Origin of the sequence: Saccharothrix sp. S26, assembly GCF_021390395.1 — a bacterium.
Taxonomy (GTDB): Bacteria; Actinomycetota; Actinomycetes; order Mycobacteriales; family Pseudonocardiaceae; genus Actinosynnema.
The window spans coordinates 357,274-380,740 of record NZ_JAJUWT010000002.1; the positions used below are offsets into that span (position 1 = coordinate 357,274).

The 23,467-nt window shown below is 71.8% G+C and carries 24 protein-coding genes; 14 read left to right on the forward strand and 10 right to left on the reverse strand.

Going from position 1 to position 23,467, the window contains the following annotated elements:
- Nucleotides 1-6: 6 nt before the first annotated feature.
- A complete protein-coding gene (locus LZG04_RS04165; RefSeq protein WP_233813258.1) occupies nt 7-1,596 on the reverse strand; it encodes a thiamine pyrophosphate-binding protein in 1,590 nt (529 codons plus the stop codon).
- Between the two features lie 224 nt (nt 1,597-1,820).
- Here LZG04_RS04165 and LZG04_RS04170 point away from each other — a divergent pair, with 224 nt between their 5' ends.
- The 7 genes from LZG04_RS04170 (at nt 1,821) to LZG04_RS04200 (ending at nt 8,777) form a co-directional block, all read left to right on the forward strand.
- Nucleotides 1,821-2,783 (forward strand): hypothetical protein, encoded by a 963-nt coding sequence (locus LZG04_RS04170; RefSeq protein WP_233813260.1) that lies wholly within the window; start codon nt 1,821-1,823, stop codon nt 2,781-2,783.
- A gap of 215 nt (nt 2,784-2,998) precedes the next feature.
- Nucleotides 2,999-3,604, forward strand: a complete 606-nt coding sequence (locus tag LZG04_RS04175) for an ANTAR domain-containing response regulator (RefSeq protein WP_053718528.1) — start codon at nt 2,999-3,001, stop codon at nt 3,602-3,604.
- A gap of 279 nt (nt 3,605-3,883) precedes the next feature.
- Nucleotides 3,884-5,059, forward strand: a complete 1,176-nt coding sequence (locus tag LZG04_RS04180; protein WP_233813262.1) for a branched-chain amino acid ABC transporter substrate-binding protein — start codon at nt 3,884-3,886, stop codon at nt 5,057-5,059.
- Nucleotides 5,060-5,184: 125 nt separating this feature from the next.
- On the forward strand, nt 5,185-6,147 hold the full coding sequence (locus tag LZG04_RS04185; protein ID WP_233813264.1) for a branched-chain amino acid ABC transporter permease: 963 nt from the start codon (nt 5,185-5,187) through the stop codon (nt 6,145-6,147).
- Complete coding sequence (locus tag LZG04_RS04190) at nt 6,144-7,310, forward strand: branched-chain amino acid ABC transporter permease (protein WP_267934867.1); 1,167 nt, start codon at nt 6,144-6,146, stop codon at nt 7,308-7,310. The genes LZG04_RS04185 and LZG04_RS04190 overlap by 4 nt, the downstream gene beginning before the upstream one ends.
- Nucleotides 7,311-7,342: 32 nt before the next feature.
- A complete protein-coding gene (locus LZG04_RS04195) occupies nt 7,343-8,083 on the forward strand; it encodes an ABC transporter ATP-binding protein (RefSeq protein WP_233813525.1) in 741 nt (246 codons plus the stop codon).
- A complete protein-coding gene (locus LZG04_RS04200) occupies nt 8,073-8,777 on the forward strand; it encodes an ABC transporter ATP-binding protein (protein ID WP_233813267.1) in 705 nt (234 codons plus the stop codon). Before LZG04_RS04195 ends, LZG04_RS04200 begins: the two co-directional genes overlap by 11 nt.
- A gap of 25 nt (nt 8,778-8,802) precedes the next feature.
- On the opposite strand, the gene LZG04_RS04205 is transcribed toward LZG04_RS04200, so the two are convergent.
- The gene (locus LZG04_RS04205) at nt 8,803-9,357 is read right to left on the reverse strand and encodes a DUF4352 domain-containing protein (RefSeq protein WP_233813270.1); all 555 of its coding nucleotides are present in this window, start codon (nt 9,355-9,357) and stop codon (nt 8,803-8,805) included.
- Nucleotides 9,358-9,418: 61 nt separating this feature from the next.
- Nucleotides 9,419-9,841, reverse strand: a complete 423-nt coding sequence (locus LZG04_RS04210; protein ID WP_233813272.1) for a hotdog fold thioesterase — start codon at nt 9,839-9,841, stop codon at nt 9,419-9,421.
- A 52-nt stretch (nt 9,842-9,893) separates the two neighbouring features.
- On the opposite strand from LZG04_RS04210, the gene polA reads away from it, so the two are divergent.
- Nucleotides 9,894-12,569 (forward strand): DNA polymerase I, encoded by a 2,676-nt coding sequence (gene polA, locus LZG04_RS04215; protein ID WP_308198940.1) that lies wholly within the window; start codon nt 9,894-9,896, stop codon nt 12,567-12,569.
- Nucleotides 12,570-12,582: 13 nt separating this feature from the next.
- Here the strand turns inward: polA and LZG04_RS04220 are convergent, their stop codons facing one another.
- On the reverse strand, nt 12,583-12,945 hold the full coding sequence (locus LZG04_RS04220) for a hypothetical protein (protein WP_233813274.1): 363 nt from the start codon (nt 12,943-12,945) through the stop codon (nt 12,583-12,585).
- A 414-nt stretch (nt 12,946-13,359) separates the two neighbouring features.
- Nucleotides 13,360-13,815 (reverse strand): helix-turn-helix domain-containing protein, encoded by a 456-nt coding sequence (locus LZG04_RS04225; RefSeq protein ID WP_233813276.1) that lies wholly within the window; start codon nt 13,813-13,815, stop codon nt 13,360-13,362.
- Nucleotides 13,816-13,892: 77 nt separating this feature from the next.
- On the opposite strand from LZG04_RS04225, the gene LZG04_RS04230 reads away from it, so the two are divergent.
- Entirely contained in the window at nt 13,893-14,396 is a 504-nt protein-coding gene (locus LZG04_RS04230; RefSeq protein ID WP_233813278.1) for a GNAT family N-acetyltransferase, read from the forward strand.
- A 14-nt stretch (nt 14,397-14,410) separates the two neighbouring features.
- Nucleotides 14,411-15,712 (forward strand): hypothetical protein, encoded by a 1,302-nt coding sequence (locus LZG04_RS04235; protein WP_233813280.1) that lies wholly within the window; start codon nt 14,411-14,413, stop codon nt 15,710-15,712.
- Here the strand turns inward: LZG04_RS04235 and LZG04_RS04240 are convergent.
- Nucleotides 15,637-16,146 (reverse strand): DUF1453 domain-containing protein, encoded by a 510-nt coding sequence (locus tag LZG04_RS04240; protein ID WP_233813282.1) that lies wholly within the window; start codon nt 16,144-16,146, stop codon nt 15,637-15,639. The genes LZG04_RS04235 and LZG04_RS04240 overlap by 76 nt on opposite strands.
- Before the next feature lie 67 nt (nt 16,147-16,213).
- Between LZG04_RS04240 and LZG04_RS04245 the strand changes: the two genes are divergently transcribed.
- The 4 genes from LZG04_RS04245 (at nt 16,214) to LZG04_RS04260 (ending at nt 19,365) form a co-directional block, all read left to right on the forward strand.
- Nucleotides 16,214-16,807, forward strand: a complete 594-nt coding sequence (locus LZG04_RS04245; RefSeq protein WP_233813284.1) for a TetR/AcrR family transcriptional regulator — start codon at nt 16,214-16,216, stop codon at nt 16,805-16,807.
- Nucleotides 16,808-16,876: 69 nt separating this feature from the next.
- Complete coding sequence (locus LZG04_RS04250) at nt 16,877-18,169, forward strand: Gfo/Idh/MocA family protein (RefSeq protein WP_233813286.1); 1,293 nt, start codon at nt 16,877-16,879, stop codon at nt 18,167-18,169.
- A 9-nt stretch (nt 18,170-18,178) separates the two neighbouring features.
- On the forward strand, nt 18,179-18,775 hold the full coding sequence (locus LZG04_RS04255) for an AAA family ATPase (protein WP_233813288.1): 597 nt from the start codon (nt 18,179-18,181) through the stop codon (nt 18,773-18,775).
- Nucleotides 18,772-19,365 (forward strand): hypothetical protein, encoded by a 594-nt coding sequence (locus LZG04_RS04260; protein WP_233813290.1) that lies wholly within the window; start codon nt 18,772-18,774, stop codon nt 19,363-19,365. Before LZG04_RS04255 ends, LZG04_RS04260 begins: the two co-directional genes overlap by 4 nt.
- Here the strand turns inward: LZG04_RS04260 and LZG04_RS04265 are convergent.
- The 4 genes from LZG04_RS04265 to LZG04_RS04280 all read right to left on the reverse strand — a co-directional run bounded on the left by LZG04_RS04265 (nt 19,362) and on the right by LZG04_RS04280 (nt 23,466).
- The gene (locus LZG04_RS04265) at nt 19,362-19,955 is read right to left on the reverse strand and encodes a TetR/AcrR family transcriptional regulator (RefSeq protein ID WP_233813292.1); all 594 of its coding nucleotides are present in this window, start codon (nt 19,953-19,955) and stop codon (nt 19,362-19,364) included. The two genes, LZG04_RS04260 and LZG04_RS04265, sit on opposite strands and share 4 nt — an antisense overlap.
- On the reverse strand, nt 19,952-21,847 hold the full coding sequence (locus tag LZG04_RS04270) for a YhgE/Pip domain-containing protein (RefSeq protein ID WP_233813294.1): 1,896 nt from the start codon (nt 21,845-21,847) through the stop codon (nt 19,952-19,954). The genes LZG04_RS04265 and LZG04_RS04270 overlap by 4 nt, the downstream gene beginning before the upstream one ends.
- A complete protein-coding gene (locus tag LZG04_RS04275) occupies nt 21,844-22,461 on the reverse strand; it encodes an ATP-binding cassette domain-containing protein (protein WP_233813296.1) in 618 nt (205 codons plus the stop codon). The genes LZG04_RS04270 and LZG04_RS04275 overlap by 4 nt, the downstream gene beginning before the upstream one ends.
- An 81-nt stretch (nt 22,462-22,542) precedes the next feature.
- Entirely contained in the window at nt 22,543-23,466 is a 924-nt protein-coding gene (locus tag LZG04_RS04280) for a GNAT family N-acetyltransferase (protein ID WP_233813298.1), read from the reverse strand.
- Nucleotide 23,467 lies beyond the last annotated feature (1 nt).

Here is a 23,467-nt window from a genome sequence, read left to right on the forward strand (position 1 = left end):
GATACCCTACGACACCTCGCGGCGGTACCAGCGCGGGGACGTGGTCACCGGTGGCTTCAACGCCTCACCGCGCACCACGAGCACGTTCGGGCCCGACCGCGCCGCGTACTCGTCCAGCCGGGCGCGGAACCGCGCGCCGAAACCGTCCACAACGGACGCCTCGACGCCGAAGCTGCCCGCCAGCGCCACGAAGTCCGGCGACCGCAGGTCCACCCCGAACGGCTCGTGCCCGGCCCGCACCTGGTCGTGCCGCAGCATCCCGTACCCGCCGTCGTCCACCAGCACCACGGTCACCGGCAACCGCTCCTGCGCGGCCGTGGCGAGGTCGCCCACCGCGAACAGGAACCCGCCGTCGCCGCACACCGCCACCACCCGCCCGGTCACGGCCGCGCCCAGGGCGGCGGGGAACCCGAAGCCGAGCGTGCCCCACCCCACCGGGTAGGCCAGCGCGCGCGGTCGGGTGATCCGCCCGAACCCGCCGACCCAGTACCCGGCCACGCACATGTCGGCCACCACCCGGTGGCCCTCCAGCGCCTCCAGCAGCGGCACGGCCCGCGGCTCGTCGGCCTCCACCGCCTTGCGCACCAGGCCGTTCAGCTCGGCGACCCGCTCCGCCACGCCACCGTCGGGCCGCGCGGGCACGGCGGCGGCCAACGCCGACACCACCCCCCGCGCGTCACCGCGCAGCGTCACGTCGGGCCGGTAGTTGCGGATCGCCTCCACGTTGACGTTCAGCAGCCGCGGCGGCGCGGGTTGCCGCCAGTTCTGGGTCATCATCCCGTCGAAGTCGCTGCCCACCCCGATCACGAGGTCCGCCTCGTCCCACAGCGCGCCGACCTCCGGCAGGTGCACGGGCCCGTGCACCACGTGAGGGTGGTCGACCAGGCCGCGCCCGCCGTAGGTGGTGACGATCGGCGCGCCGATCCGCGCGGCCAACTCGCCCACCGCCGCACCCGCGCCGGACCGCGCGGCCCCGCCGCCCGCCCAGATCAGCGGCCGTTCGGCGGCGGACACCAGCTCCACCCCCGGCGTCACGTCGGGCACGGACGGCGCGCGGGTCGGGATGCGGTTCCACACGCCGGCGTCCGCGGTGAGGAAGTCGGTCGGCACGCCCAGGTACACCGGTCCCTGCGGCGCGGTGGCGGCCAGCAGCGCGGCGCTGTCGGCGTAGACGCCGATCGACTCGGCCGCCCGCAGCGTCCAGCCGCCCTTCACCACCGGCAGGAACATCGCCCGCTGGTCGCGCGTCTCGTGCAGCGTGCCCCGGTACTCGCCGGGGCGGCGCAGCGTGGACGGGATGTCGGTGGCGATCACCAGCACCGGCGACCCCGACGCGTACGCCTCGCCGGTCGCGCCCAGGCAGTTCGCCGCGCCGGGCCCGGTCGTCACCAGCGCCACGCCCAGCCGGCCGGTGGCGCGGGCGTAGCCGTCGGCCGCGTAGACCGCCGTCTGCTCGTGCCGGACGCCGACCAGCCGGATGCCGGAGGTGCGCAGCGCCTCCCACACGGGCAGGTTGTGCACGCCGGGCAACCCGAACACGACCTCGACGCCGTGCGCGGCCAGCACACCCAGCAACCGCTCCGCCCCGCTCACCATGAGCCAGACGCTAGGGACGCGACGCCTCCCGGGCAACGGTGCGCTATCTTCGGAAGCGGCGTGCGTGAGCAGACGTGAGGCTGGAGCCACCCCCCGGCACCCGGGTGGCGCGATCCGCCGCGGGGTGGGGGCACCCCTGCTCATGGAGTACCACCGAAGACCATCGACCGACGCGTGACGCGTCCTTGTCTGCGCCGAGCCGGGCGGCGGGAGCGAGGACTGCCATGGCGCGATCGTCGTTGACCGAGCAACTGGTCGACCTCCGCCGGAGCTACACCGGCGAGAACCTCACCCAGGCCGTGCCCGCGGTGAAGGCGGTGCTGCACGACCTGCCCGACGACCGGCGTGAACGCGTGGTCGACGCCCTGCGCGGCAAGGCCGACGTGCGCGGCCTGTTCCTGCCCGACGCCGAGGGCGACGACCAACGCGCGCTGGAGTGCGTGCTGCTGCGCGCGGGCCTGGACGCGGGCGGGCACCTGCAACTGCGCCCGCCCGCCAGCATGTTGCGGCCGGCGCACGCGTTCCGCGCCATGGAGCCGGGCGAACGCCCGCGCGTGCACCTCACCGAGCACGCCCTCGGCCCGCTGCTGTACGAGCTGCTGCCGCGCCACGACGAGTCGTGGGTGGCGGGCGTGCCGGGGCTGCGCGTCACCCACCACCCGCGGTCGGTGGAGCTGCGGCTGGTCGGGCTGGACGCGGCGGTGCACCTCGCGGGCGTGGACGAGCGGGCGTGGGCCGACGGGATGAAGTACGTGCGCAACCTGCTGGAGGGGCGCGACCTGGGCGGGACGTTCATCGACGGCCCGCTCACCGCGGTCGAGCGCGACCATCTGGCCGAGACGCCGTACCCGACGGGCGTGGGCAGCGCGGTGCTGCGGAGGTACCACCTGTTCAGCGCCGCGCCGTGGGTGCGGGCGCTGGCGCAGGGCGACCGGTGGTGGGTCGAGTGGCCCGCGAGCCTGGGCGTGCCGAACGTCGCCGACCGCCTGCTGCACCCCGTGTTCGGCCTGCCCGGCGCCGCGGAGACGCCCAGCGCCGGCGGCGGCCTCGGCCTGTCCACCGGGTGGTACGACCTGTACCTCCGGGAGGTCGAGGGACCCGACCCCGAGCACGAGCCCGCGCTGGCCGCGATGCAGTGGCCGCGCGGCGTCACGGGGTGGTGGGAGCCGCCGCAGGCGGTCCGATGACGGGGTGAGCCGAGTCTCCCCGGGCGGGTGACACCTGCCCGGGGAGGCGTTCACCCTCGGCGTTCGGCGGAGCCGGGCCGTCCGATCCGACGAAGTCGGCGCCGGTGGCCGTGATCACGGCCCAACCGCGCGGACCGGGCGGCGCACGCCGGTAGACTGCGGTTTCGTCCGACGCGACCGCGTCGAGCCGCCGTCGAAGTGTCAGGAGGACCCCGGTGACCCATCAGGCTGCCGAGGCCCAGCCCGAGGTCGCGCCCCGGCGCGTGCTCGTGGCCGAGGACGAAGCTCTCATCCGCCTCGACCTGGTCGAGATGCTGCGCGAAGAGGGGTACGAGGTGGCCGGGCAGGCCGCCGACGGCGACGAAGCGGTCACGCTGGCCACCGAGCTGCGCCCCGACCTGGTCATCATGGACGTGAAGATGCCCAAGGTCGACGGCATCGAGGCCGCGTCGGTGATCGCGGGCAAGCGCATCGCCCCGGTCGTGATCCTCACCGCGTTCAGCCAGCGCGACCTCGTGGAGCGCGCGCGCGACGCCGGTGCGATGGCGTACCTGGTGAAGCCGTTCGCCAAGCGCGACCTGGTGCCCGCGATCGAGCTGGCGATGAGCCGGTTCGCCGAGCTTCAGGCGCTGGAGAACGAGGTCGCCGGGCTCACCGAGCGGCTGGAGACGCGCAAGGTCGTCGAACGCGCCAAGGGGCTGCTGATGACCAAGCAGGGCCTGTCGGAGCCCGAGGCATTCCGCTGGGTGCAGCGCACGGCGATGGATCGGCGCACGACCATGAAGGCCGTGGCCGAAGCCGTCATCGAAAACTTCGGGTGAGTATCCCCGGCAGTGATACCCGTTCGAGTATCGGACGGTGGCTGGAGGTCATTCTTGGTTACTGTTCGCATTGACCTTGTGACCTGCGGCGATTTGAGCTGGATTTAAGCTTGTTAACGTTGGACCATTTTCCGGTGACTACCGTCACGATGTGGACACAGAGCAGTAAGACCACCTGTTCACCGACTTCATCTGAAGCTACGTTCCTGCCCTAACCCACGCCCTCGTGTGAGGGCTCCGCCTACCGGCGGGATGGTTGGTGTCATGGGAGGTATTCCGGTGTCAGGAGCACGACTCGGCCGAGTTCTGGCGCTGGCGGCGGCTTCGTCGCTGGTGCTCGCGGCTTGCGCTGGAGGCGGCGGCAGTGGCGACGCGGGTGGCGACGTCACCTCGGTCAAGATCGGGTTCATGGGTGACCTCACCGGTGAGAACGCGGCGATCGTGATCCCGCCCCGGAACGGGGCCGTGATGGCGGTCGAGGAGTACAACGCCAAGAACCCGAAGGTCAAGATCGAGCTGGTGCAGTACGACAGCCAGGGCAAGGCCGACCAGGCCACCTCGTTGATCACGAAGGCCATCACCCAGGACAAGATCGCGGCCCTCATCGGCCCGGCCTTCTCCGGTGAGTCCAAGGCCATCGGCCAGCAGCTGGAGGAGAGCAAGATCCCCAGCGTCTCGGCGTCGGCCACGAACCCCGGTCTCGCGGAGAACGGCTGGACCTACTGGCACCGCGTCGTCGCCAACGACGCCGACCAGGGCCCCGGCATCGTCGACTTTCTGGTGAAGGCGAAGAGCCCGAAGAAGGCGTTCGTCCTGTCCGACGACCAGGAGTACAGCGTCGGCCTGGCCGACGCCGTCGCCCAGTCCTTCGAGAAGGCGAACGTGACCGTCGAGCGCGACAAGTTCGCCAAGGACGCGTCCGACTACTCGTCCACGGTCACGAAGGTCGCCGCGGCGAACCCCGACGTGATCGTCTTCGGCGGTTACTACGCGCAGGCCGGCCGGCTGCTCAAGCAGCTGCGCGACGGTGGCGTGAAGACCACGTTCGCCTCCGGTGACGGCTCGCTCGACCAGCAGCTCGTCACCGGCGCGGGCCCCGAGGCGGCCGAGGGCGCCGTCCTGGCCTGCCCGTGCAACATCCCGACGCCCGACGTGACCGGCGCGCTGAAGACGTTCTTCGACAACTACAAGAAGAGCGCCAACGTCGACCCGGCGATCTACGCGACCGAGGGCTACGACGCCGCGACCGCGTTCATCAAGGCCGTCGAGGCCGGCAACACCACCGGCGAGAAGATCAACGAGTTCCTGAAGACCGTCAGCTTCGAAGGCGTCTCCAAGCCGATCAAGTTCAAGGCGAACGGCGAGCCCGAGAACAACGCGATCTTCATCTACCAGGTCGTCAACGGCAAGGTGAAGCTGCTGGGTGCCGCGGAGGAAGCGAAGCTCGAGGGCTGATCCGGACGGATCAGGTAAGCAAGCTGGCGCGCTGGGGAGCGGGAGTGTCGTGGGAACGACAGCTCCCGCTCCCCACCATTATGGCGAAGTTTCTCTCCCCGCCCGTCTCGTGAGGCAAACCTGTCATGCTTGATGATTTCCTCAACCAGTTCCTGCCCAGTACGGTGGGCGGGCTGGTGTTCGGCTCCATCTACGCGCTCGTCGCCCTCGGCTACACGATGGTCTACGGCGTGCTGCGTCTGATCAACTTCGCGCATTCCGAGATCTTCATGATCGGCACGTTCACGTCGCTCGTGGTGATCACGGCCATCGCGCCCGCGTCGCCGCTGACCGGGATCGCGCTGTTCGGCGTGATGCTGTTGATCATCGTGGCGTCCGCGGCGATCTCCGGCGGCGCCGCGATGCTGCTGGAGCTCGTGGCCTACCGGCCGCTGCGCAGAAAAGGCGCCACCCGGCTCACCGCGCTGATCTCCGCGATCGGCGCCTCGCTGTTCCTGCAAGAGCTGTTCGCGCTCGTGATCATCCCCTGGCTGACCGGCAAGCCGGGCCGCAACCAGCAGTCCGCGGCGCGCATCGTCGACCGGGACACGGTGTTCACCATCGGCAACGCGGCCGTCCGCACCGACCACATCATCGTGGTGGTCGCCGCGGTCATCATGATGATCGCGCTGGACCGCCTGGTGAACAAGACCAAGATCGGTCGCGGCATCCGCGCCACGGCCCAGGACCCCGAGGCCGCCGTGCTGATGGGCGTCAGCATCGACAACATCGTGCGGGTGACGTTCCTGCTCGGTGGCGCGATGGCGGGTGTCGCGGGCGCGCTGTACCTCATGGAGTTCGAGAACACCGTCTTCAACGTCGGTTTCGTGCTCGGCATCAAGGCGTTCACCGCCGCCGTGCTCGGCGGGATCGGCAACCTGCGCGGCGCGCTGCTCGGCGGAATCGTGCTCGGCCTCATCGAGAACTGGGGCGCGATCTTCCTGGGATCGCAGTGGAAGGACGTGATCGCGTTCACCGTGCTGGTGGTCGTGCTGATGTTCCGCCCCACCGGCATCCTCGGCGAATCCCTGCAGAAGGCCCGCGCATGAAAGGCAACGGAGTGACTGGCAACGCGAACCCGTTGAGGCGCGTGGGCGCCCTGTTCGACGGCGCCCGCGAGTGGTGGGAACACGCCAAGGTGTGGCAGCGGTACCTGGTGTACCTGGGCGCGATCGTGTTCGCGCTGATCCTGCCCGCGCCGGTGATCGGCGAGTTCATGTCGCCCGGGTCGGACTGGACCACGGTGCTGATCTACCCGATCGGCACCTACATCCTGCTGGCCATCGGGTTGAACGTGGTGGTCGGCCAGGCCGGCCTGCTCGACCTCGGCTTCGTCGCGTTCTTCGCGATCGGCGGCTACTCGGTGGCCTACTTCGGCACCCAGTACGGCTGGAACTACTGGGCCACCGTCGTGTTCGGCATCGCGCTGGCCGCCGTGTCGGGCGTCATCCTCGGCGCGCCGACGCTGCGCCTGCGCGGCGACTACCTGGCGATCGTGACGCTCGGCTTCGGTGAGATCGTCCGCATCACCGCGAACAACAGCGACGAGATCGGCGGCGCGCGCGGCATCACCAACGTGCCGCACCCGACCGACATGCCGTCGATCGGCGTGGAGTTCGGCGTGCTGCCCGCGCCGTACTACTACCTGATGCTGATCGCCATCGTGCTGGTGATCATCTTCTCGGTGCGGTTGCAGAAGAGCCGGGTCGGCCGCGCGTGGGCGGCGATCCGCGAGGACGAGGACGCGGCCGAGCTGATGGGCGTGCCGACGTTCAAGTTCAAGCTGCTCGCGTTCGCCATCGGCGCCATGATCGGCGGTCTGGCCGGCGGCATCTACGCGGGCAAGGCCGTGTTCATCGAGCCGAACACGTTCCCGTTCATCCTGTCCGCGACCATCCTCGCCGCGGTCGTGCTCGGTGGCTCGGGCAACCTGCCCGGCGTCATGCTGGGCGCGTTCGTCATCGCCTGGCTGCCCGAGCGGTTCCGCGAGGTCGGCTGGCTGAAGGACGCGCTGGGCAAGGACCCGGCCGAGTACCGCATCCTGCTGTTCGGCGGCGTGCTGGTGCTGATGATGGCCCTGCGGCCGGAGGGCCTGCTGCCCTCCCGCAGGCGCAAGGCCGAGCTGCACGAGGGCACCGGCGGCATGGGCACCATGGGCGCCGAGGTCGCGGGTCCGGACACCGATGTCTCGACGACGGAGGCGGCCAAGTGAGCACTCCCGCCCTTCAGCTGGACAACGTGACCATGCGCTTCGGCGGCGTGGTCGCCCTGCGCGAGGCGAAGCTCAGCATCGCCGCGGGGGAGATCTTCGCCCTGATCGGCCCCAACGGCGCGGGCAAGACCACGGTGTTCAACGTGGTCACCGGCGTGTACCAGCCCTCCGAGGGCCAGGTGCTGTTCAACGGCGAGCGGATCGACGGCACCAAGCGGTTCAAGATCACCAAGCGGGGCATCGCCCGCACGTTCCAGAACATCCGGCTGTTCCACAACATGTCGGCGCTGGAGAACGTGATGGTGGGCGCGGACGCGCACCACAAGACCGGTGCGATCGGCGCGACGCTCAACCTGCCCTGGCACCGCAAGGAGGAGAAGCGCGGCCGCGAGCTGGCCCGGGAGCTGCTCGACTTCGTCGGCATCCCCGGCCGGATGAGCGAGACCGCGAAGAACCTGCCCTACGGCGACCAGCGGCGGCTCGAGATCGCCCGCGCGCTGGCCACGGACCCGAAGCTGCTGCTGCTGGACGAGCCCGCGGCCGGCATGAACCCGGCCGAGAAGGAATCGCTGCAGGCGCTGATCCGCAAGATCCGCGACAGCGGCCGGACGGTGCTGCTGATCGAGCACGACATGAGCCTGGTCATGGGCGTCAGCGACCGCGTCGCGGTGCTGGACTTCGGCCAGTTGATCGCAGAAGGGCTGCCGCAAGAGGTGCAGAACAACCCGAAGGTCATCGAGGCGTACCTGGGGGTGTCCGAAGATGCTTCTTGAGGTCAAGGACATGCACGTCCACTACGGCAAGATCGCCGCGATCAAGGGCATCAGCCTGCACGTGGAGGACGGTGAGATCGTCTCGCTCATCGGCGCCAACGGCGCGGGCAAGACGACCACGCTGAAGACGATCTCCGGGCTGCGGCCGATGACCAGCGGCCAGGTGCTGTTCGACGGCGAGGACATCTCCAAGATGCCCGGCCACAAGCGGGTCATCGCGGGCATCGGCCAGTCACCGGAAGGCCGCGGCGTGTTCCCCGGCATGACGGTGCAGGAGAACCTGCTGATGGGCGCCTACACCCGCAAGGACTCGCTCGACGCCGACCTGGCCGAGGTCTACGAGCTGTTCCCGCGGCTGGCGGAGCGCAAGAACCAGTTCGGCGGCACGATGTCCGGCGGCGAGCAGCAGATGATCGCCATCGGCCGGGCGTTGATGACCAAGCCGAAGGTGCTCCTGCTGGACGAGCCGTCGATGGGCCTCGCGCCCAAGCTCATCGCGCAGATCTTCGAGATCATCAAGACGATCAACGAGCGCGGCACGACCGTGCTGCTGGTCGAGCAGAACGCGCAGCAGGCGCTCAAGCTGTCGCACCGCGCGTACGTGCTGGAGACCGGCCGGGTCGTGAAGAGCGCGCCCGGGCCGGAGCTGCTGGACGACCCCCAGGTGCGCGCGGCGTACCTCGGCGGTCACTGAGCGTGCGGGGGTCCCGCCGGCCCGGCTACGGCTGGGCCAGCGGGATCTCCGTGCTCGACTCGTCCTTCAGGTCGGTCAGCGTCGGCCCGCCGTACACGCGCAGGGCCAGCGGCTTGGCCTCCTTGGGCAGGTCGTAGTAGACGTCGTACTCCAGGCGCACGTTCGCGCCCAGGTCGATCGTCTCCGGCTGCCGCTTGATGGTCATGGCCTGCGTGTCCACCTCGTGCTCGACCTGCTGGTCGTCGACCAGCACGTGCCGGCGGGCGGCGAACGACACGCTGCTGCGGCCGTTGTTGATCACGCTCAGCCGGATCCGGACGAACTGGCCCTTGGCGTGGAACTCGGCGTGGCTGCCGATCAGCGTCGGCATCTCGGCGGTGAGCCCGAGCAGCGTGAACGCCGTGTCGCCGTCCGAGGTGGTGGGGATCTTCAGCGGCTTCTCGTCCGGCCGCACGGTCTGCGGGGGCACCGGGTAGGTCGCCGCCGAGGTCGCCGTCGTCTCCGGTCCCGCGACCACCGGGGTGCCACCGCACCCGGCCGCCGCCAGCACCACGGCCATCACCGCCACCACGCGCCGCACGCCCACCTCCGACTCACCGCGTCACCCTGAATTGCACACCCCTGGCGGCCGAACCGCACCTTCACACCTTCGGGGCATCTTTCAGGAAGCACGTCAGCCGGGCCGTGCAGGCGCGCCGACCCTGGTCGTCGGTGATGACGATCTCGTAGGTGGCGGTGCTGCGGCCCCGGTGGATCGGCGTGCACACGCCCGTGACGACGCCTTCGGTGACGCCCCGGTGGTGGGTGCACGACAGCTCCAAACCCACGGCCAGCCGGTCCGGCGCCGCGTGCATGGCCGCCGCGACCGAGCCCAGCGTCTCGGCCAGCACCGCGTTCGCGCCGCCGTGCAGCAGCCCGTACGGCTGGCGGTTGCCCTTCACCGGCATCGTCCCCACGAGCCGGTCGGCATCCCATCGGGTGATCTCGATGCCGAGCTTCGAGGTCAGCTGCTCGTGGGCGACGTCCTGGTCGGCGCCGGGGATGTCCTCGGGTGCTGGCGTCACGGGTTGCTCCAGTCGGTGCAGAACTGTCGGACCCCCACCCTAGACTCGCCGCGTGAGCACTTCAGAAGCCTCCCGCCTGCTGCTGGTCGACGGTCACTCCATGGCCTACCGCGCCTTCTTCGCGCTGCCCAAGGAGAACTTCCAGACGGGCACGGGCCAGACCACCAACGCGGTCTACGGCTTCACGTCGATGCTCATCAACCTGCTGCGCGACGAGAAGCCGACGCACGTGGCGGTGGCGTTCGACGTCTCGCGCAAGACGTTCCGCACCGAGGCCTACGCCGAGTACAAGGCCGGTCGCAGCGAGACGCCGGACGAGTTCCGCGGCCAGGTGAGCCTGATCGAGGACGTGCTGGGCACGCTGAACATCCCGGTGCTGTCCAAGGCCAACTACGAGGCCGACGACCTGATCGCCACGCTCACCACCCAGGCCACCGAGCTGGGCTTCGAGGTGCTCATCTGCACCGGCGACCGCGACGCGTTGCAGCTGGTCACGGACAAGGTGACGGTGCTGTACCCGGTCAAGGGCGTCTCCGAGCTGGCCCGCTACACCCCCGAGCTGGTGCTGGAGAAGCAGGGCGTGCCGCCGGAGCTGTACGCCGACTACGCGGCGGTGCGCGGCGACTCGTCGGACAACCTGCCCAACACCCCCGGCGTCGGCCCGAAGACGATCGTGAAGCTGCTCACCCAGTTCGGCTCGCTCAACGGCCTGATCGACCACATCGACGAGGTGCCGGGCAAGGTCGGCGAGGCGCTGCGCGCCAACCTGGCCAACATCATGCTGAACCGGCAGCTCACCGAGCTGGTGCGGGACGTGGAGCTGCCCGTGGGCCCGGCCGAGCTGGAGGCCAGGCCGTGGGACCGCGACGCCGTGCACCGGCTGTTCGACGAGCTGGAGTTCCGGGTGCTGCGGGACCGGCTGTTCTCCACCCTGTCCACCGCCGAGCCGGAGGCCGAGGAGGGCTTCACGGTCAGCGGCGGCGCGGTGCCCGCGGGCGAGCTGGCGGCGTGGCTGGACGCGCACGCGCGCTCGGGCCGGGTCGGCCTCGCGTTCCGCGCCTCGGGCGGCGACCTGGAGGGCCTGGCGCTGGCCGCGGTCGGCGGCGAGGGCGGGTACGTCGAGGTCGCGGCGCTGACCGAGGCCGACGAGAACGCGCTGGCCGCGTGGCTGGCCGACGAGTCGAGGCCCAAGGCCGCGCACGACCTGAAGCTGCCGCTGCGGGCGTTGCGGGCACGCGGCTGGGCGCTGCGCGGGGTGACCAGCGACACTGCGCTGGCCGCCTACCTGGTGCGGCCCGGCCAGCGGTCGTTCGCGCTGGACGACCTGGCGCTGCGCTACCTCAAGCGCGAGCTGCGGGCCGAGGAGCCCGACGACGGCCAGCTGTCCCTGCTGGCCGACGAGGAAGAGGAGCGGCAGAAGACCGCGCAGGCGGCGATCGTGCGGGCGTTCGCGGTGGCCGAGCTGGCCGACGCGCTGGACGCCGAGCTGGTCGCCACCGGCCAGGAGACGCTGCTGGCGGAGCTGGAGCTGCCGCTGATGATGGTGCTCGACGAGGTGGAGGCGGTCGGCATCGCGATCGACGCCGAGCACCTCGCGGCGCTGGAGGCGCACTTCGCGGCGGGCGTGAAGCAGGCCGCGCAGGACGCGTACTCGGTGATCGGCAAGGAGATCAACCTCGGCTCGCCCAAGCAGCTCCAGACCGTGCTGTTCGACGAGCTCCAGATGCCGAAGACGAAGAAGACCAAGACCGGGTACACGACCGACGCGGACGCGTTGCAGAACCTGTTCGAGGCCACCCAGCACCCGTTCCTCCAGCACCTGCTCGCGCACCGGGACGTCACCAGGCTCAAGTCGACCGTCGACGGGCTGCTCAAGTCGGTGGCCGACGACGGCCGCATCCACACCACGTTCCACCAGACGATCGCGGCGACCGGGCGGTTGTCCTCCACCGACCCGAACCTGCAGAACATCCCCATCCGCACCGACGAGGGCAGGCGGATCCGCGAGGCGTTCGTGGTCGGGCCGGGCTACGCCGAGCTGATGACCGCGGACTACAGCCAAATCGAGATGCGGATCATGGCGCACCTGTCCGAGGACGAGGGCCTGATCGAGGCGTTCCGCAGCGGGGAGGACCTGCACACGTTCGTGGCGTCCCGCGCGTTCTCGGTGCCGACCTCGGAGGTCACCGCCGAGCAGCGCCGCCGGGTGAAGGCCATGTCGTACGGGCTGGCCTACGGGCTGTCGGAGTACGGGCTGGCGCAGCAGTTGCGGATCTCGGCGGCGGAGGCGCGCGAGCAGAAGGAGGCGTACTTCGCCCGGTTCGGCGGCGTGCGCGACTACCTGCACGCCGTGGTGGAGGACGCGCGGAAGAAGGGCTACACCGAGACCATCCTGGGCCGTCGGCGTTACCTGCCCGACCTGACCAGCGACAACCGGCAGCGTCGGGAGATGGCCGAGCGGATGGCGTTGAACGCGCCGATCCAGGGCAGCGCGGCGGACATCATCAAGGTCGCGATGCTCGGCGTGTTCCGGGCGCTGCGGGAATCGGGACTGCGGTCGCGGATGCTGTTGCAGGTGCACGACGAACTCGTGCTGGAAATCGCCGAGGGCGAGCGGGAACAGGTGGAGGCGTTGGTCCGCGCGCAGATGGGCGGCGCGTACGCATTGTCGGTGGAGTTGGACGTCTCAGTGGGCGTCGGCCGTTCCTGGGATGCCGCCGCCCACTGAGAATGGGCCCCGATCAGTCGAGGTAGCAGTACCAGCTGTACTCGTCGTCCTGGTCCCAGAAGGCGGGCTTGGCCCATTGCTTGTTGTGCTGCCACTGACAGGCGGCGTACATGTTGATGTCCTCGAGGCTGTCGTCCTCGCGGACGCAGTACCAGGTGTAGACGGTGTGCGGAGCCTCGTTGGTGACGTCGCGGTGACCCAGCTTCCGGCAGAACTCCCAGAGGTTCACGCCACCCAGGTACTCGGACCGCGGGCTCGCCGAGGCGGTGGTCGCGGTGTCCGGCGTGGCGGGCGCCGCGGAGGCGGCGACCGTCGGGCCGAACGCGAGCGCGAGACCCAGTGCCGTCACCGCCAGCGCCTTTGCCGACTTCATCATGGGTTTTTCTCCTCGTCGGGGGAATGCTCGGTTTATCGTGCCGAGCTCGACCGAATATAGGAGTCGCCTTTCCGGGTCGGCAATGCCCGAATGGAGTGTCGAGCCCTTGTCCGGTAGAACGGTGAAATCACCGGAACGAGATGATCCGCCACGGTAACGCACACGATTGGTGACGCTTTTTCGTGCCGTTGACCGGTGCGGGCGTCACTGGCACGGGTGGTGCGGACGGCCCTGCCTCGGGGCTCGGGTGTTCGCCGGTGGTCGCGGCTGTCCCCGCCGATCGGCGTGCCGCGGCGCGCCGCCCGGTGGCTCGCCGCGGCGGTGACCGGTTGGCCGACGCGGGTCTCCGCGTTCAGCGCCAGGGACGTGCGGGCGGCCGACCACGTCGTCCCGGCCGTGGAACGGGTCTTGGCGTCACGCCCGTGCGTCGCGCAGCGGCGTGACGCGGACGTCCCGCGCGGTCAACTCCGCGCCGCACCCCTCGCACGACACGTGCACGCCGACGTCGCCCCCGCACGTGCGGTGGTGCAGGCCGAACGACGGGCCCTCCTCCGGCGCCATCCACCGGTCGCCCCACTTCCGCAGCGCCATCAGCACCGGGTAGAGGTCCAGGCCCTTCTCGGTCAGCCGGTACTCGTACCGCGTCCGCACGTCCTTGTACGCCTCACGGCGCAGGATGCCCTCCTCGACGAGCGTGCCCAGGCGCTCGGTCAGCACGCTGCGCGAGATGTCCATGGAGGTCTGGAAGTCCTCGAACCGCCGCGTGCCCAGGAACGCCTGCCGGAGCAGCAACAACGTCCACCGCTCGCCCAGCAGGGCGGCGGGCAGCGACACGGTGCACAGCTCGTCGGCAACCTTCACGTGGGCCATGCCGTCCGAGGATACCCCTTGCGTTCGAAAAACGGATCCAGCTAGGGTTCGGAATCCGAACCCAAGGGGCGTCCGCCATGAGAGTCCGCGAACTGCACGCCGCCGAGGCGGGCCACGCCGTCGACACCGTGTTCCACGGCCTGTCCGCGCACAGCCGCTACCTGCGCTTCCACGCCCCGGTGCCCCGCCTCACCGCGTCCATGCGCCGCCGGCTGACCGACCTCGACGGCCGCCGCAAGGTCGCCGTCGTCGCCGAGTGCCACCGCGCGCCCATAGGCATCGCCCGCCTGATCGCCACGGGCGACGACACCGCCGAGATCGCGCTCGCCGTGGTCGACCCGTGGCAGCGCCGGGGTGTGGGCACCCAGCTCGTGCACGCCCTCGGGCGGCTGGCCACCGACCTGCGCTACGCCGAGCTGCACGGCGACGTCCTGGGCGAGAACGAACCGATGCTGCGCCTGGTCGCCCGCGTCTTCCCCGGTGCGCGCCTGACCCGCGAGGAGGACGACGTGGTGCGGGTCAGCTATCCGTTGAACTACCGGTTGACCCACGAAGAGCTGGTGGCCGACCTGCGGTGGTGAGCACAATGGGCGACATGCGACGGATCTTCGGCGTGGCGCTCGTCCTGGTCCTGCTGGCTCCTCCGGCCGCGGCCTCGACGCCGCCCGGCGAGCAGCCGCTGCCCGGCTACACCATCGACAACCCGCCGTTGCCGCCCGCGCAGGTCGGCGGGCAGCCGTCACGGGTGTTGCAGGGCGTGCACGAGCACGCCGCCTACACCATCGAGGTGCCGCCGCGCTGGAACGGCCGCCTGGCCATGTGGGCGCACGGCTACCGCGGCGCGAGCACCGTGCTCACCGTCGACCCGCCCGCCTACGGCCTGCGCCAGAAGCTGCTCGACCAGGGCTTTGCCTGGGCCGCGTCCAGCTACTACGCCAACAGCTACGACGTGAAGGCCGGCGTCCTGAGCACGCACGCCCTGGCCCGGCACTTCGGCGAGCTGGTCGGCAGGCCGCGCGAGGTGTTCATCGCGGGCGTCTCCATGGGCGGCCACGTCATCGGCCGGTCGCTGGAGCAGTTCCCCGGCTTCTACCGGGCCGCCCTGCCGATGTGCGGGGTGCTGGGCGACCAGGAGCTGGTCGACTTCTTCCTCGACTACAACGTCACCGCGCAGGCGCTGAGCGGCATCCGCGCGTGGCCCGCGCCCGCCGACTACCTGACCGCGGTGGTGCCGCGCATCCAGGCCGAGCTCGGGCTGACCGGCACGCCGAACGAGCGCGGCGCGCAGTTCGCCGCGATCGTGACCAACCGCAGCGGCGGCCCGCGCCCCGGTGCCGCGCCCGCGCTCGCGTACTGGAAGGACTTCCTGTTCGGCCTCGCGGTGCCGACCGCCGGCGAAGGGCTGGCGGCCGACCCCGGCCAGGTCGCCACCAACGTCCTGACCCGCTACGAGCCGAACGCGCCGGTCGACGTCAACCGCGTGGTCCAGCGGGTGCTGCCGGAGAACCCGAAGGCCCGCGTGACGCCGACGTTGACCGAGGTGCCGCGCATCGCCGGCCGCCCGACCGCGCCGGTGCTGTCGCTGCACGGCCTGGGCGACCTGTTCGTGCCGTTCTCGATGGAGCAGGCCTACGAGCGCGACGTCGAGCGCCACGGCCGCGGCCACCTGCTCGCGCAGCGGGCGATCCGCGCGGTCGGCCACTGCGAGTTCAGCCCGAACGAGGTCGGTGCGGCCTGGGACGACCTGGTGCGGTGGGCGGACACCGGCCGCCGGCCCGCCGCGGACGTGGTGGACGACCCGGCCGCCGTGGCCGCGCCGGACTACGGCTGCCGGTTCACCGACCCCGCCGCCCACACCGAGCCGAACAGCACCCGCCGTTTGTTCCCGGCCTGCTGAGCGGACCGCAGCAGGCGCACGCCGATCGGGATCGCCTCGCCGAGCAGGCCGATCCCGATCGACAGCGTCAACGGGCGGGCGTCCGCGGGCGTGCCGGCGGAGGACGCGGCGAGGCCCAGCGCCAAGCTCACGGCGAACGAGCCGGCCCACACCAGCAGCGTCCACGGTGTGTACCGCTGCCACGGCACGCCGTCGCGCGTGAAGACCCGGACCGTCGCGCCGCGCGCCACGCCCAGTCCCAGGCCGACCGCCGAGCCCGCGACCAGCCACGCCCAGTCGACCGCGGTCAGGTGCACGTCCACCAGCCCGTACACCCCGAGCCCCACCAGCACCGCGGGCGGCCCGGCGAGGTCGCGCGCGTTCACCCGCTCGCCGCAGAACCGCTTCACCACCACCGCGACCACCGCCACGGCGATCAACACCCAAGTCGGCACGACGCCCCCCTCGTTTCATGGCATACCTGTGCTAAATAACCTAGCACGGATGTGCTAGAAAGAGGCGGTGCCCAAGGTCGTCGATCCCGAGGCCCGTCGCCGCGAGGTGGCCGAGGCCGTGTTCCGCGTCGTCCGCCGGCACGGCCTCGACCAGGCGTCGCTGCGCAACGTCGCCGCCGAGGCCGGGCTCGCCATCGGCTCGGTCCGGCACTACTTCGCCGACCACGACGAGCTGCTCCGGTTCGCGCTGGAGGAGCTCACCGACCGGCTCGAACGGCGCGTCCTCGCCCACGTCGCGCGGGCCCGGTCGGCGACGACGCGCGACGAGCGGGTGCGGGCCGTCGAGGACCTGCTCGGCGAACTGCTGCCGCTGGACCCCGACCGGCGCGACGAGTCGGAGATCTGGCTCGCCTTCACCACCGCCGCGCGCACCCGGTCGACGCTGAGGCCGGCGGCACGGCGGTTGCACGAGGGGATGCGCGTGCTGGTCGGCAAGGTCCTGGCCGAGTCCGGGGTGCCGGATGCCGGGGTGGAGACCGAGCGGCTCACCTCGCTCCTCGACGGCCTCGCCGTGAACGGCGTCCTGCACCCCGACCTCACCACGCCGGACGTCATGCGCGCCGTGCTGCGCAGGCACCTGGCGTCGTTGGTCGACGGCTGAGGATCGCCCCTTGACGGTGTGCGGCCGGCGCGGGATAGCGTGGTGGAAAACGCTTACCAGGAGGCGCGCATGGCACGCAGGCGTTACGCGGTCGTGGGCACCGGCGCACGCGCCGAGCTGCACGTCGAGGCGATCGTCCGGTACGCGGAGCAGGGGGAGCTGGTGGCGTTCTGCGACGTCAACCCCGCCCGCATGGCCGCGCACAACGAACGCCTCGACCGGCCGGTGCCGACCTACGCCGCCGAGGACTTCCTGCGGATGATCGCCGACGAGCGGGTCGACGTCGTCGTGGTGTGCACGGTCGACCGCCACCACGACACCTACATCGTGGAGGCGCTGGACGCGGGTTGCGACGTGGTGACCGAGAAGCCGATGACGGTCGACCCGACGGGCGTCGGCAAGGTCTTCGACGCGGTGCGGCGCACCGACGGCCGCGTCACCGTCACGTTCAACTACCGGTACAACCCCGTGCACGAGAAGGTCCGCGAGCTGCTGGCCGGCGGCGCGGTCGGCGAGATCGGCTCGGTGCACTTCGAGTGGCTGCTCGACGTCCGTCACGGAGCGGACTACTTCCGGCGCTGGCACCGCGAGAAGGCCTGCTCCGGCGGCCTGCTGGTGCACAAGGCCACCCACCACTTCGACCTGCTCAACTGGTGGGTCGACGCGGCGCCGGAGGTCGTCTACGCGCAGGGGCGGCTGTTCTTCTACGGCGACGAGAACGGCAAGCGCCACGGCCACCACCGGCCCTACGACCGGGTGCACGGCTCCCCGCAGGCGCTGGACGACCCGTTCGCGCTGCACATCGAGCGCGACGACTGGCTGCGCCGGCTCTACCTCGACGCCGAGCACCACGACGGCTACCACCGCGACCAGAACCCGTTCGCGCCCGGCGTGTCCATTGAGGACGACATGTCGGTGCTGGTCCGCTACGCCAACGGGGCGAACCTGACCTACCACCTGACGGCCTACTCGCCGTGGGAGGGCTACCGGCTGATGGTCAACGGCAGCCGCGGCCGGCTGGAGCTGGAGGTGGTGGAGAACAGCTGGGTCAGCGGCCAGCAGCCCGCCGTGCACGGCAAGGAGGCCAACCCCGAACCCGGGCACGTGCGGCTGACCGTGCAGCCCCTGTTCGAGCGGGCCGTCGAGGTCGGGCTGGAGGCGGGCGGGGCCGGGCACGGCGGCGCGGACGCGCGGATGACCGAGGTGCTGTACGGGCCGCCCGGCCAACCGGACCCGCTCGGCCGCCGCGCCACGCACCGCGACGGGGCGTTGTCGCTGGCCACGGGGTTCGCCGCGAACCGGAGCCTGGAGACCGGGCAGGCCGTGCGCGTGGCGGAGCTGTTCGACCCCGGTTGGCGGTAGCCTGGCTCGATGCCGCTCCTGGGACCAGCCGACGAGTTGCCGCACCCGCCGCGCCGGGTGCTCGTGGCGGGCACGTCCGGTGCCGGGAAATCGACCCTGGCCGGTTCCGTCGCCCGCGTCCTCGGCCTGTCCTATGTGGAGATGGACTCGCTGTACCACGGTCCACAGTGGACCACGAGGCCGGAGTTCGAGGACGACGTGCGCCGGTTCGTCAAGGGCGAGGCGTGGGTCACCGAGTGGCAGTACCGCCTGGCGCGGCCGCTGCTGCTGGAGCACGCCGACACGCTGGTGTGGCTGGACCACCCGCGGCACGTGGTGATGCGGCGGGTGACGGTCCGGACGGTGGTGCGCCGGCTGCGCCGCCGACAGCTGTGGAACGGCAACGTCGAACCGCCGCTGCGCACGGTGTTCACCGATCCCGAGCACCTGCTGCGGTGGGCGTGGAAGTCGCACACGCGCACCGGCGAACGGGTCCGCGCGGTGCTGGCGGGTGAGCACGCCGACCGGGTCGCCGTGGTGCGGCTGCGCGGGCAGCGTGAGGTCGACCAGTGGCGGTCGGGCCCCTTGCGGCGGGCCGCCGAACGCGGCGAGGAGTCGGTGCGATGAGCGAGCGGACGGCGTTGGTGCTGGGCGGCACGGGGATGCTGAAGGGGTGCGCCGACGAGTTGGTGGCGCAGGGCTGGCGGGTGGTCCTGCCCAGCCGCCGGCCCGACGGCGCGCTGGGCACCGCCGCCAAGGCGGCCCTGCGCGGGCGTGCCCACGTGCCCCACGCGACCACCGGGCAGGGTTCGCGGATCGCCGTGGCGGCGGACTGGGCCAGACCGGCCGAACTGGCCGACCGGGTCCGCGAGGTCGTCACCGGGCCCGCCGACCTCCTGGTGGCGTGGGTGCACGCGAGCTACCGGGAAGCGGTCCTGCGCGCCATCGCACCCCTGCTGGCACCGCGCGCCCCGGTGGTCGAGGTGCACGACAGCGGCGCCGTCCACCCGGTCCGCGGCCTGCCCGACCCGGCGCTGGACGGCCACCCGACCCAACAGGTCGTGCTGGGCTTCACCTGCCACGGCGACAGCACCCGCTGGCTCAGCCACGAGGAAACCTCGACCGGCGTCCTCACCGCCGTCCACCGCGCCCTGGACGGCCGCCCGCCGTCGGTCCACCAGGTCGGCGAGGTCGACACGTGGGTGATGCGGCACTAACCCGGCCGCAGGCCCCGGACGAGGGACAACACCGACTCGCGGACCTCGTCGCGGCTGCGTTCGGGCTGGAAGACCTGCCAGTCCAGGGCGATCACCAGCAGCGTGCCGAACAACGCGGCCGACGCCGTGCCCACCTGGACGCCGTCGGGCAGTCGGCCCGCGTCGGACAGCCGCTGCATCTGGCCGCGCACGATGGACACGATGTCGTCGCGCAGCAGGCTCAACGTGTCGTGCCACTGGCCCGGCGTGCGCCACAGCTCGGAGACCAGCAACTGGCCGAACGCCGGGTACTCGGCGAAGAACCCGAGCATCCCGTCCACCAGCGACGCCATCGCCGACGACGTGTCGGCCTCCTCCTCGGCGGCCCGCAGCCGCGCGGCCAGCAGGTCGACGCCGTGCCGCAGCAGGGCGTCGACCAGCGCGTCCTTGCTGGCGAAGTTGTAGTACACGGTGCCCTTGGCGACGCCCGCCTCGGCGGCGATCTCGTCCACCGTGACGCCGGCCGCGCCCCGCTCGCCGACCAGCCGCAGGGCGGCGTCGAACAGCTTCTGCTTGGTCACGGCGGTGCGGCCGGGGCGCGGGCCGGTCACAGCGCCAGCTCCGGCTTGAGGCGGCTGGGAGTCCACACCCGCTGCTTGTACGCGGCGAGCGTCGCCAAGGCAAGGCTTCCCGCCAGGTAGCAGACCAGGATCAGGGCGTCCCGGCCCACGCCGCCCAGCGACCCGCCGTACATGAGGTGCCGCAGACCGTCCACGGCGTAGCCCATGGGCAGCCCGTAGTGCAGCGGGTACAGCGGCACCGGGATCGTCTGCCACGGGAACGTGCCGCCCGCGCTGACCAGTTGCAGGATCAGCAGCACCAGGCCGATGAACTTGCCCACCGCCCCGAACAGGGCGTTCAACGCGTGCAGCACGGCCACGAACGTCGCCGACACCAGGAGCAGGAACGCCAGCGCGCCCAGCGGGTGCGACGGTCGGATGTCCACCACCAGCGTGACCACCGCGTACATCACCACGACCTGCGCCGCGCCCAGCAGCACGCCGGGCAGCCACCCGCCGAGCGCCACCCGCAGCGCCGACTGCCCGGTCGCCAGCCCGCGCCTGGGCAGCGGCTTGAGCAGCAGGAACAGCACGAAAGCGCCGATCCAGGTGGCCAGGCCGAGGAAGAACGGCGCCAGGCCCGCGCCGTAGCTGCCCGCGGACGTCTGGCTCACCCCGCGTACGTTCACCGGGTCGCCGATGGTCTGCGCGGTCGACTCGCGGGTCGGGTCGTCGGGGTTGGGGATCTGCGACACGCCGGCGGCCAGGCCGTCGCGCAGTCGGTTCGAGCCGTCCACCAGCTGCGCCTCGCCGTCGCGCAGCCGGGCCGCGCCGTCGCGCACCTGCGCCGCGCCGGACGACACCTGCGCCGCGCCGTCGTTGAGGCGGGTGATGGCGCTGGTCAACGCGGGCGTGCTCGCGGCGAGCTGCGCCGCGCCGTCGGAGACCTGCTTGGCGCCGTCGGCGAGCGCGCGCAGTTGCGCGGCCGTGCCCTGCACCTTGCCGTTGGCGTCGTCCACGGGCCGGCGCGCCTCGCCCAGCACGCCGAGCACGCGTTGCACCTGCTCCTCGGTGAACCCGGCCGCGCGCAGCTTCGCCGCCACGTCGCCGTTGACCGCGTCCAGCCGGTTGACCAGGTCCTGCGCCTTGGCGGCGTAGTCCTCGGCGGTCCGGGCCACGGTCTCGTTGCCGTCCGCGACCTGCTTCGCGCCCGACGCCAACTGCTGCGACTTCACCGGCAGGTCCGCGGTCGAGTCGCGCAGCTGCGTGAGGCCGGACGACACCTGCGCCGCCCCGGCGGCCAGCGGCGCGGTCCCGTCGGCGAGCTGCTGCGCGCCGGCGTAGGCGTCCTGCTGGCCGGAGGCGAGCTTGGTCGCGCCGTCGGCCGCCTCGGCGGTCTTCTGCCGGATCGTGGAGAAGCCCAGGAGGAGCTTGTCCGCCGCCTCCGCGCCGACCTTCACCGACACCGACCGGCGCACCTCGGCCACGACCTGGTTGGCGATCGTGGAGCCGAGGTAGTTGTTCGCGTCGTTGGTGGTCAGCACGATCACGCCCTGCCGGGGCGTGAAGTCGCCGGACGACAGCAGGGCCCGCGAGAAGTCCTGGGGCAAGGTCAGCGCGAACGTGTAGGTGCCGTCGCGCACGCCCGCCTCGGCCTGCTCGGCGTCCACCCGGTGCCAGTCGAACCGGTCGCCGTCGACCAGCTCGTCGGCCACCTCGCGGCCCGCGTCCAGGCGCGTGCCGTCGCTCGCGGTGGCGCCCTCGTCCTCCACGACCAGCGCGGCGGGCACCTGGTTGAGGTGCGCGTACGGGTCTTTGTTGGCGTACAGGTACAGGGCCGCGTAGAGCAGCGGCACGAGCGTCAGGGCCAGCACGGCGAGCTTGGGCAGCTTGCCGGAGGTGACCCGGCGCAGCTCGTTGAACGCCATCCGGAGGGCGGTCACTCGGACTCCTCGTTGTCCGCGCCGATGCGCGCGACGGGCACGTCGAGCACGGCGGCGCTGGTGGTGGTGCACAGGACGACGACGGACCGGTCGGGCGTCACGTGCCGGCGCGCCAGCTCCACCCAGCCCTTCGGGTCGCCGTGGTAGCGGTCGGGGCTGTCGAGCACCAGGGTCGTCGCGCCGGGGCGGCCGGCGGCCAGCTCCAGCATCAGCGCGCACCGCGTGGCGGCCGGGACCTGCTCGAACCGGTGGTCCAGGTGCTCTTCCGCGCCGCGCTCGACCAGCCAGTCGGCCACCGCCTTGCGCCCGCTGCGGGCGCCGTTGACGGCCAGCTCCTCGCCGACCACGCCGGCCAGCGGCAAGGACGCCTCGGGCTCGCTCACGTCCGGCGAGTCCACCAGCACGACGTGCTTGCGCAGGTCGGCGGCCGAGGGGGAGACCTCGCCGGTGCTGGGGCGCATGCGCCCCGACAGCACCAGGGCCAGCGCGGTGTGCCCGGCGCCGGGGTCGCCCGCGACCAGCACCAGCTCACCCGGCTCCACCAGCAGTGACGTGGGCTTGAGCAGCGGGCCGTGCGGCCCGGTGACGCCGACGCGCCGAGCGTGGATGCGCACCGCGGACCTCCTTTGAACTGACCGGTCAGTTCAAATAGTGATCCGGGTGAGGGTTCCTCGCAACTCGACGAGGTGTGACGCCTAGCGCAGCGCCCCGGCCGGGCGCACCTCCCACATCGTCCACAGTGGACGATAGCCCTGTCGCGGCCAGAACACCGAGGACAGCGGGTTCGGCGGGTTGTAGTAGAGGTACGTGCCGACCGTGCCCAGCCGGTGCAGCTCGCCGTGCGCGTGCGCCATCAGCTGCCGACCCACCCCCGAGCCACGCGCGCCCGGCAGCACGGAGACGCAGTTCACGTACCCCCAGCGGCCCGGCGGCAGCCTCGTGGCCGTCCAGTTGCCCGGCTCCGACGTCACCACCGCGCACTCGGCCAGCGCCACCGCGATGCCGTCGCGCTCGGCCAGCCACGCCGGGCCGCCCGCGGCCAGCCGCTCGGCCAGCGTCCGCCGCTTGAGCGCCGCCGCGTCCGGCCGGTGCACCGTCGAACCGACCATGGACGAGTAGCGCAGCTCCGCCAGCGCCAGCGCCAGCACCGCCTCCAGGTCGGCGGGCGTGGCCCGGCGGATCGTCGCGCCGCCGGTCACCGGCGGGGGAGGGGCCTGCCGCACCGCGATCACGGTCAGCGGCACCAGGCCGTGGTCCAGCAGCGCCCTGGTCGCCTCGGCGTCCCGGCTGGGCCAGGTCAGCACGCACGCCGAGTCGCGCTCCGCCGGCCCGAGCAGGTCCATCCGCTTGCGCCAGGCCCGCAGCAGCGCGTCCATGCCCGGCGCGCCCGCGTTGCCCAGCAGCGGCGTCAGCTCCCACACCTCGGTGGCCGACCAGAGCCGGGCGGGCGACCGGCGGTCGTGCACCTGGCGCTGGAGCACGCCCGCGACCCTCGTGCCGTCCGGCAGCGCGGCGGTGATGACGTCGCCGTCCGGCGGCGCGACCACCGCCGGCAGCAGCGGGTCGACGCTCGCGAAGCGCGCGCTCTGCGCCTCCATCAGCCCTTGACCGACGGTCATG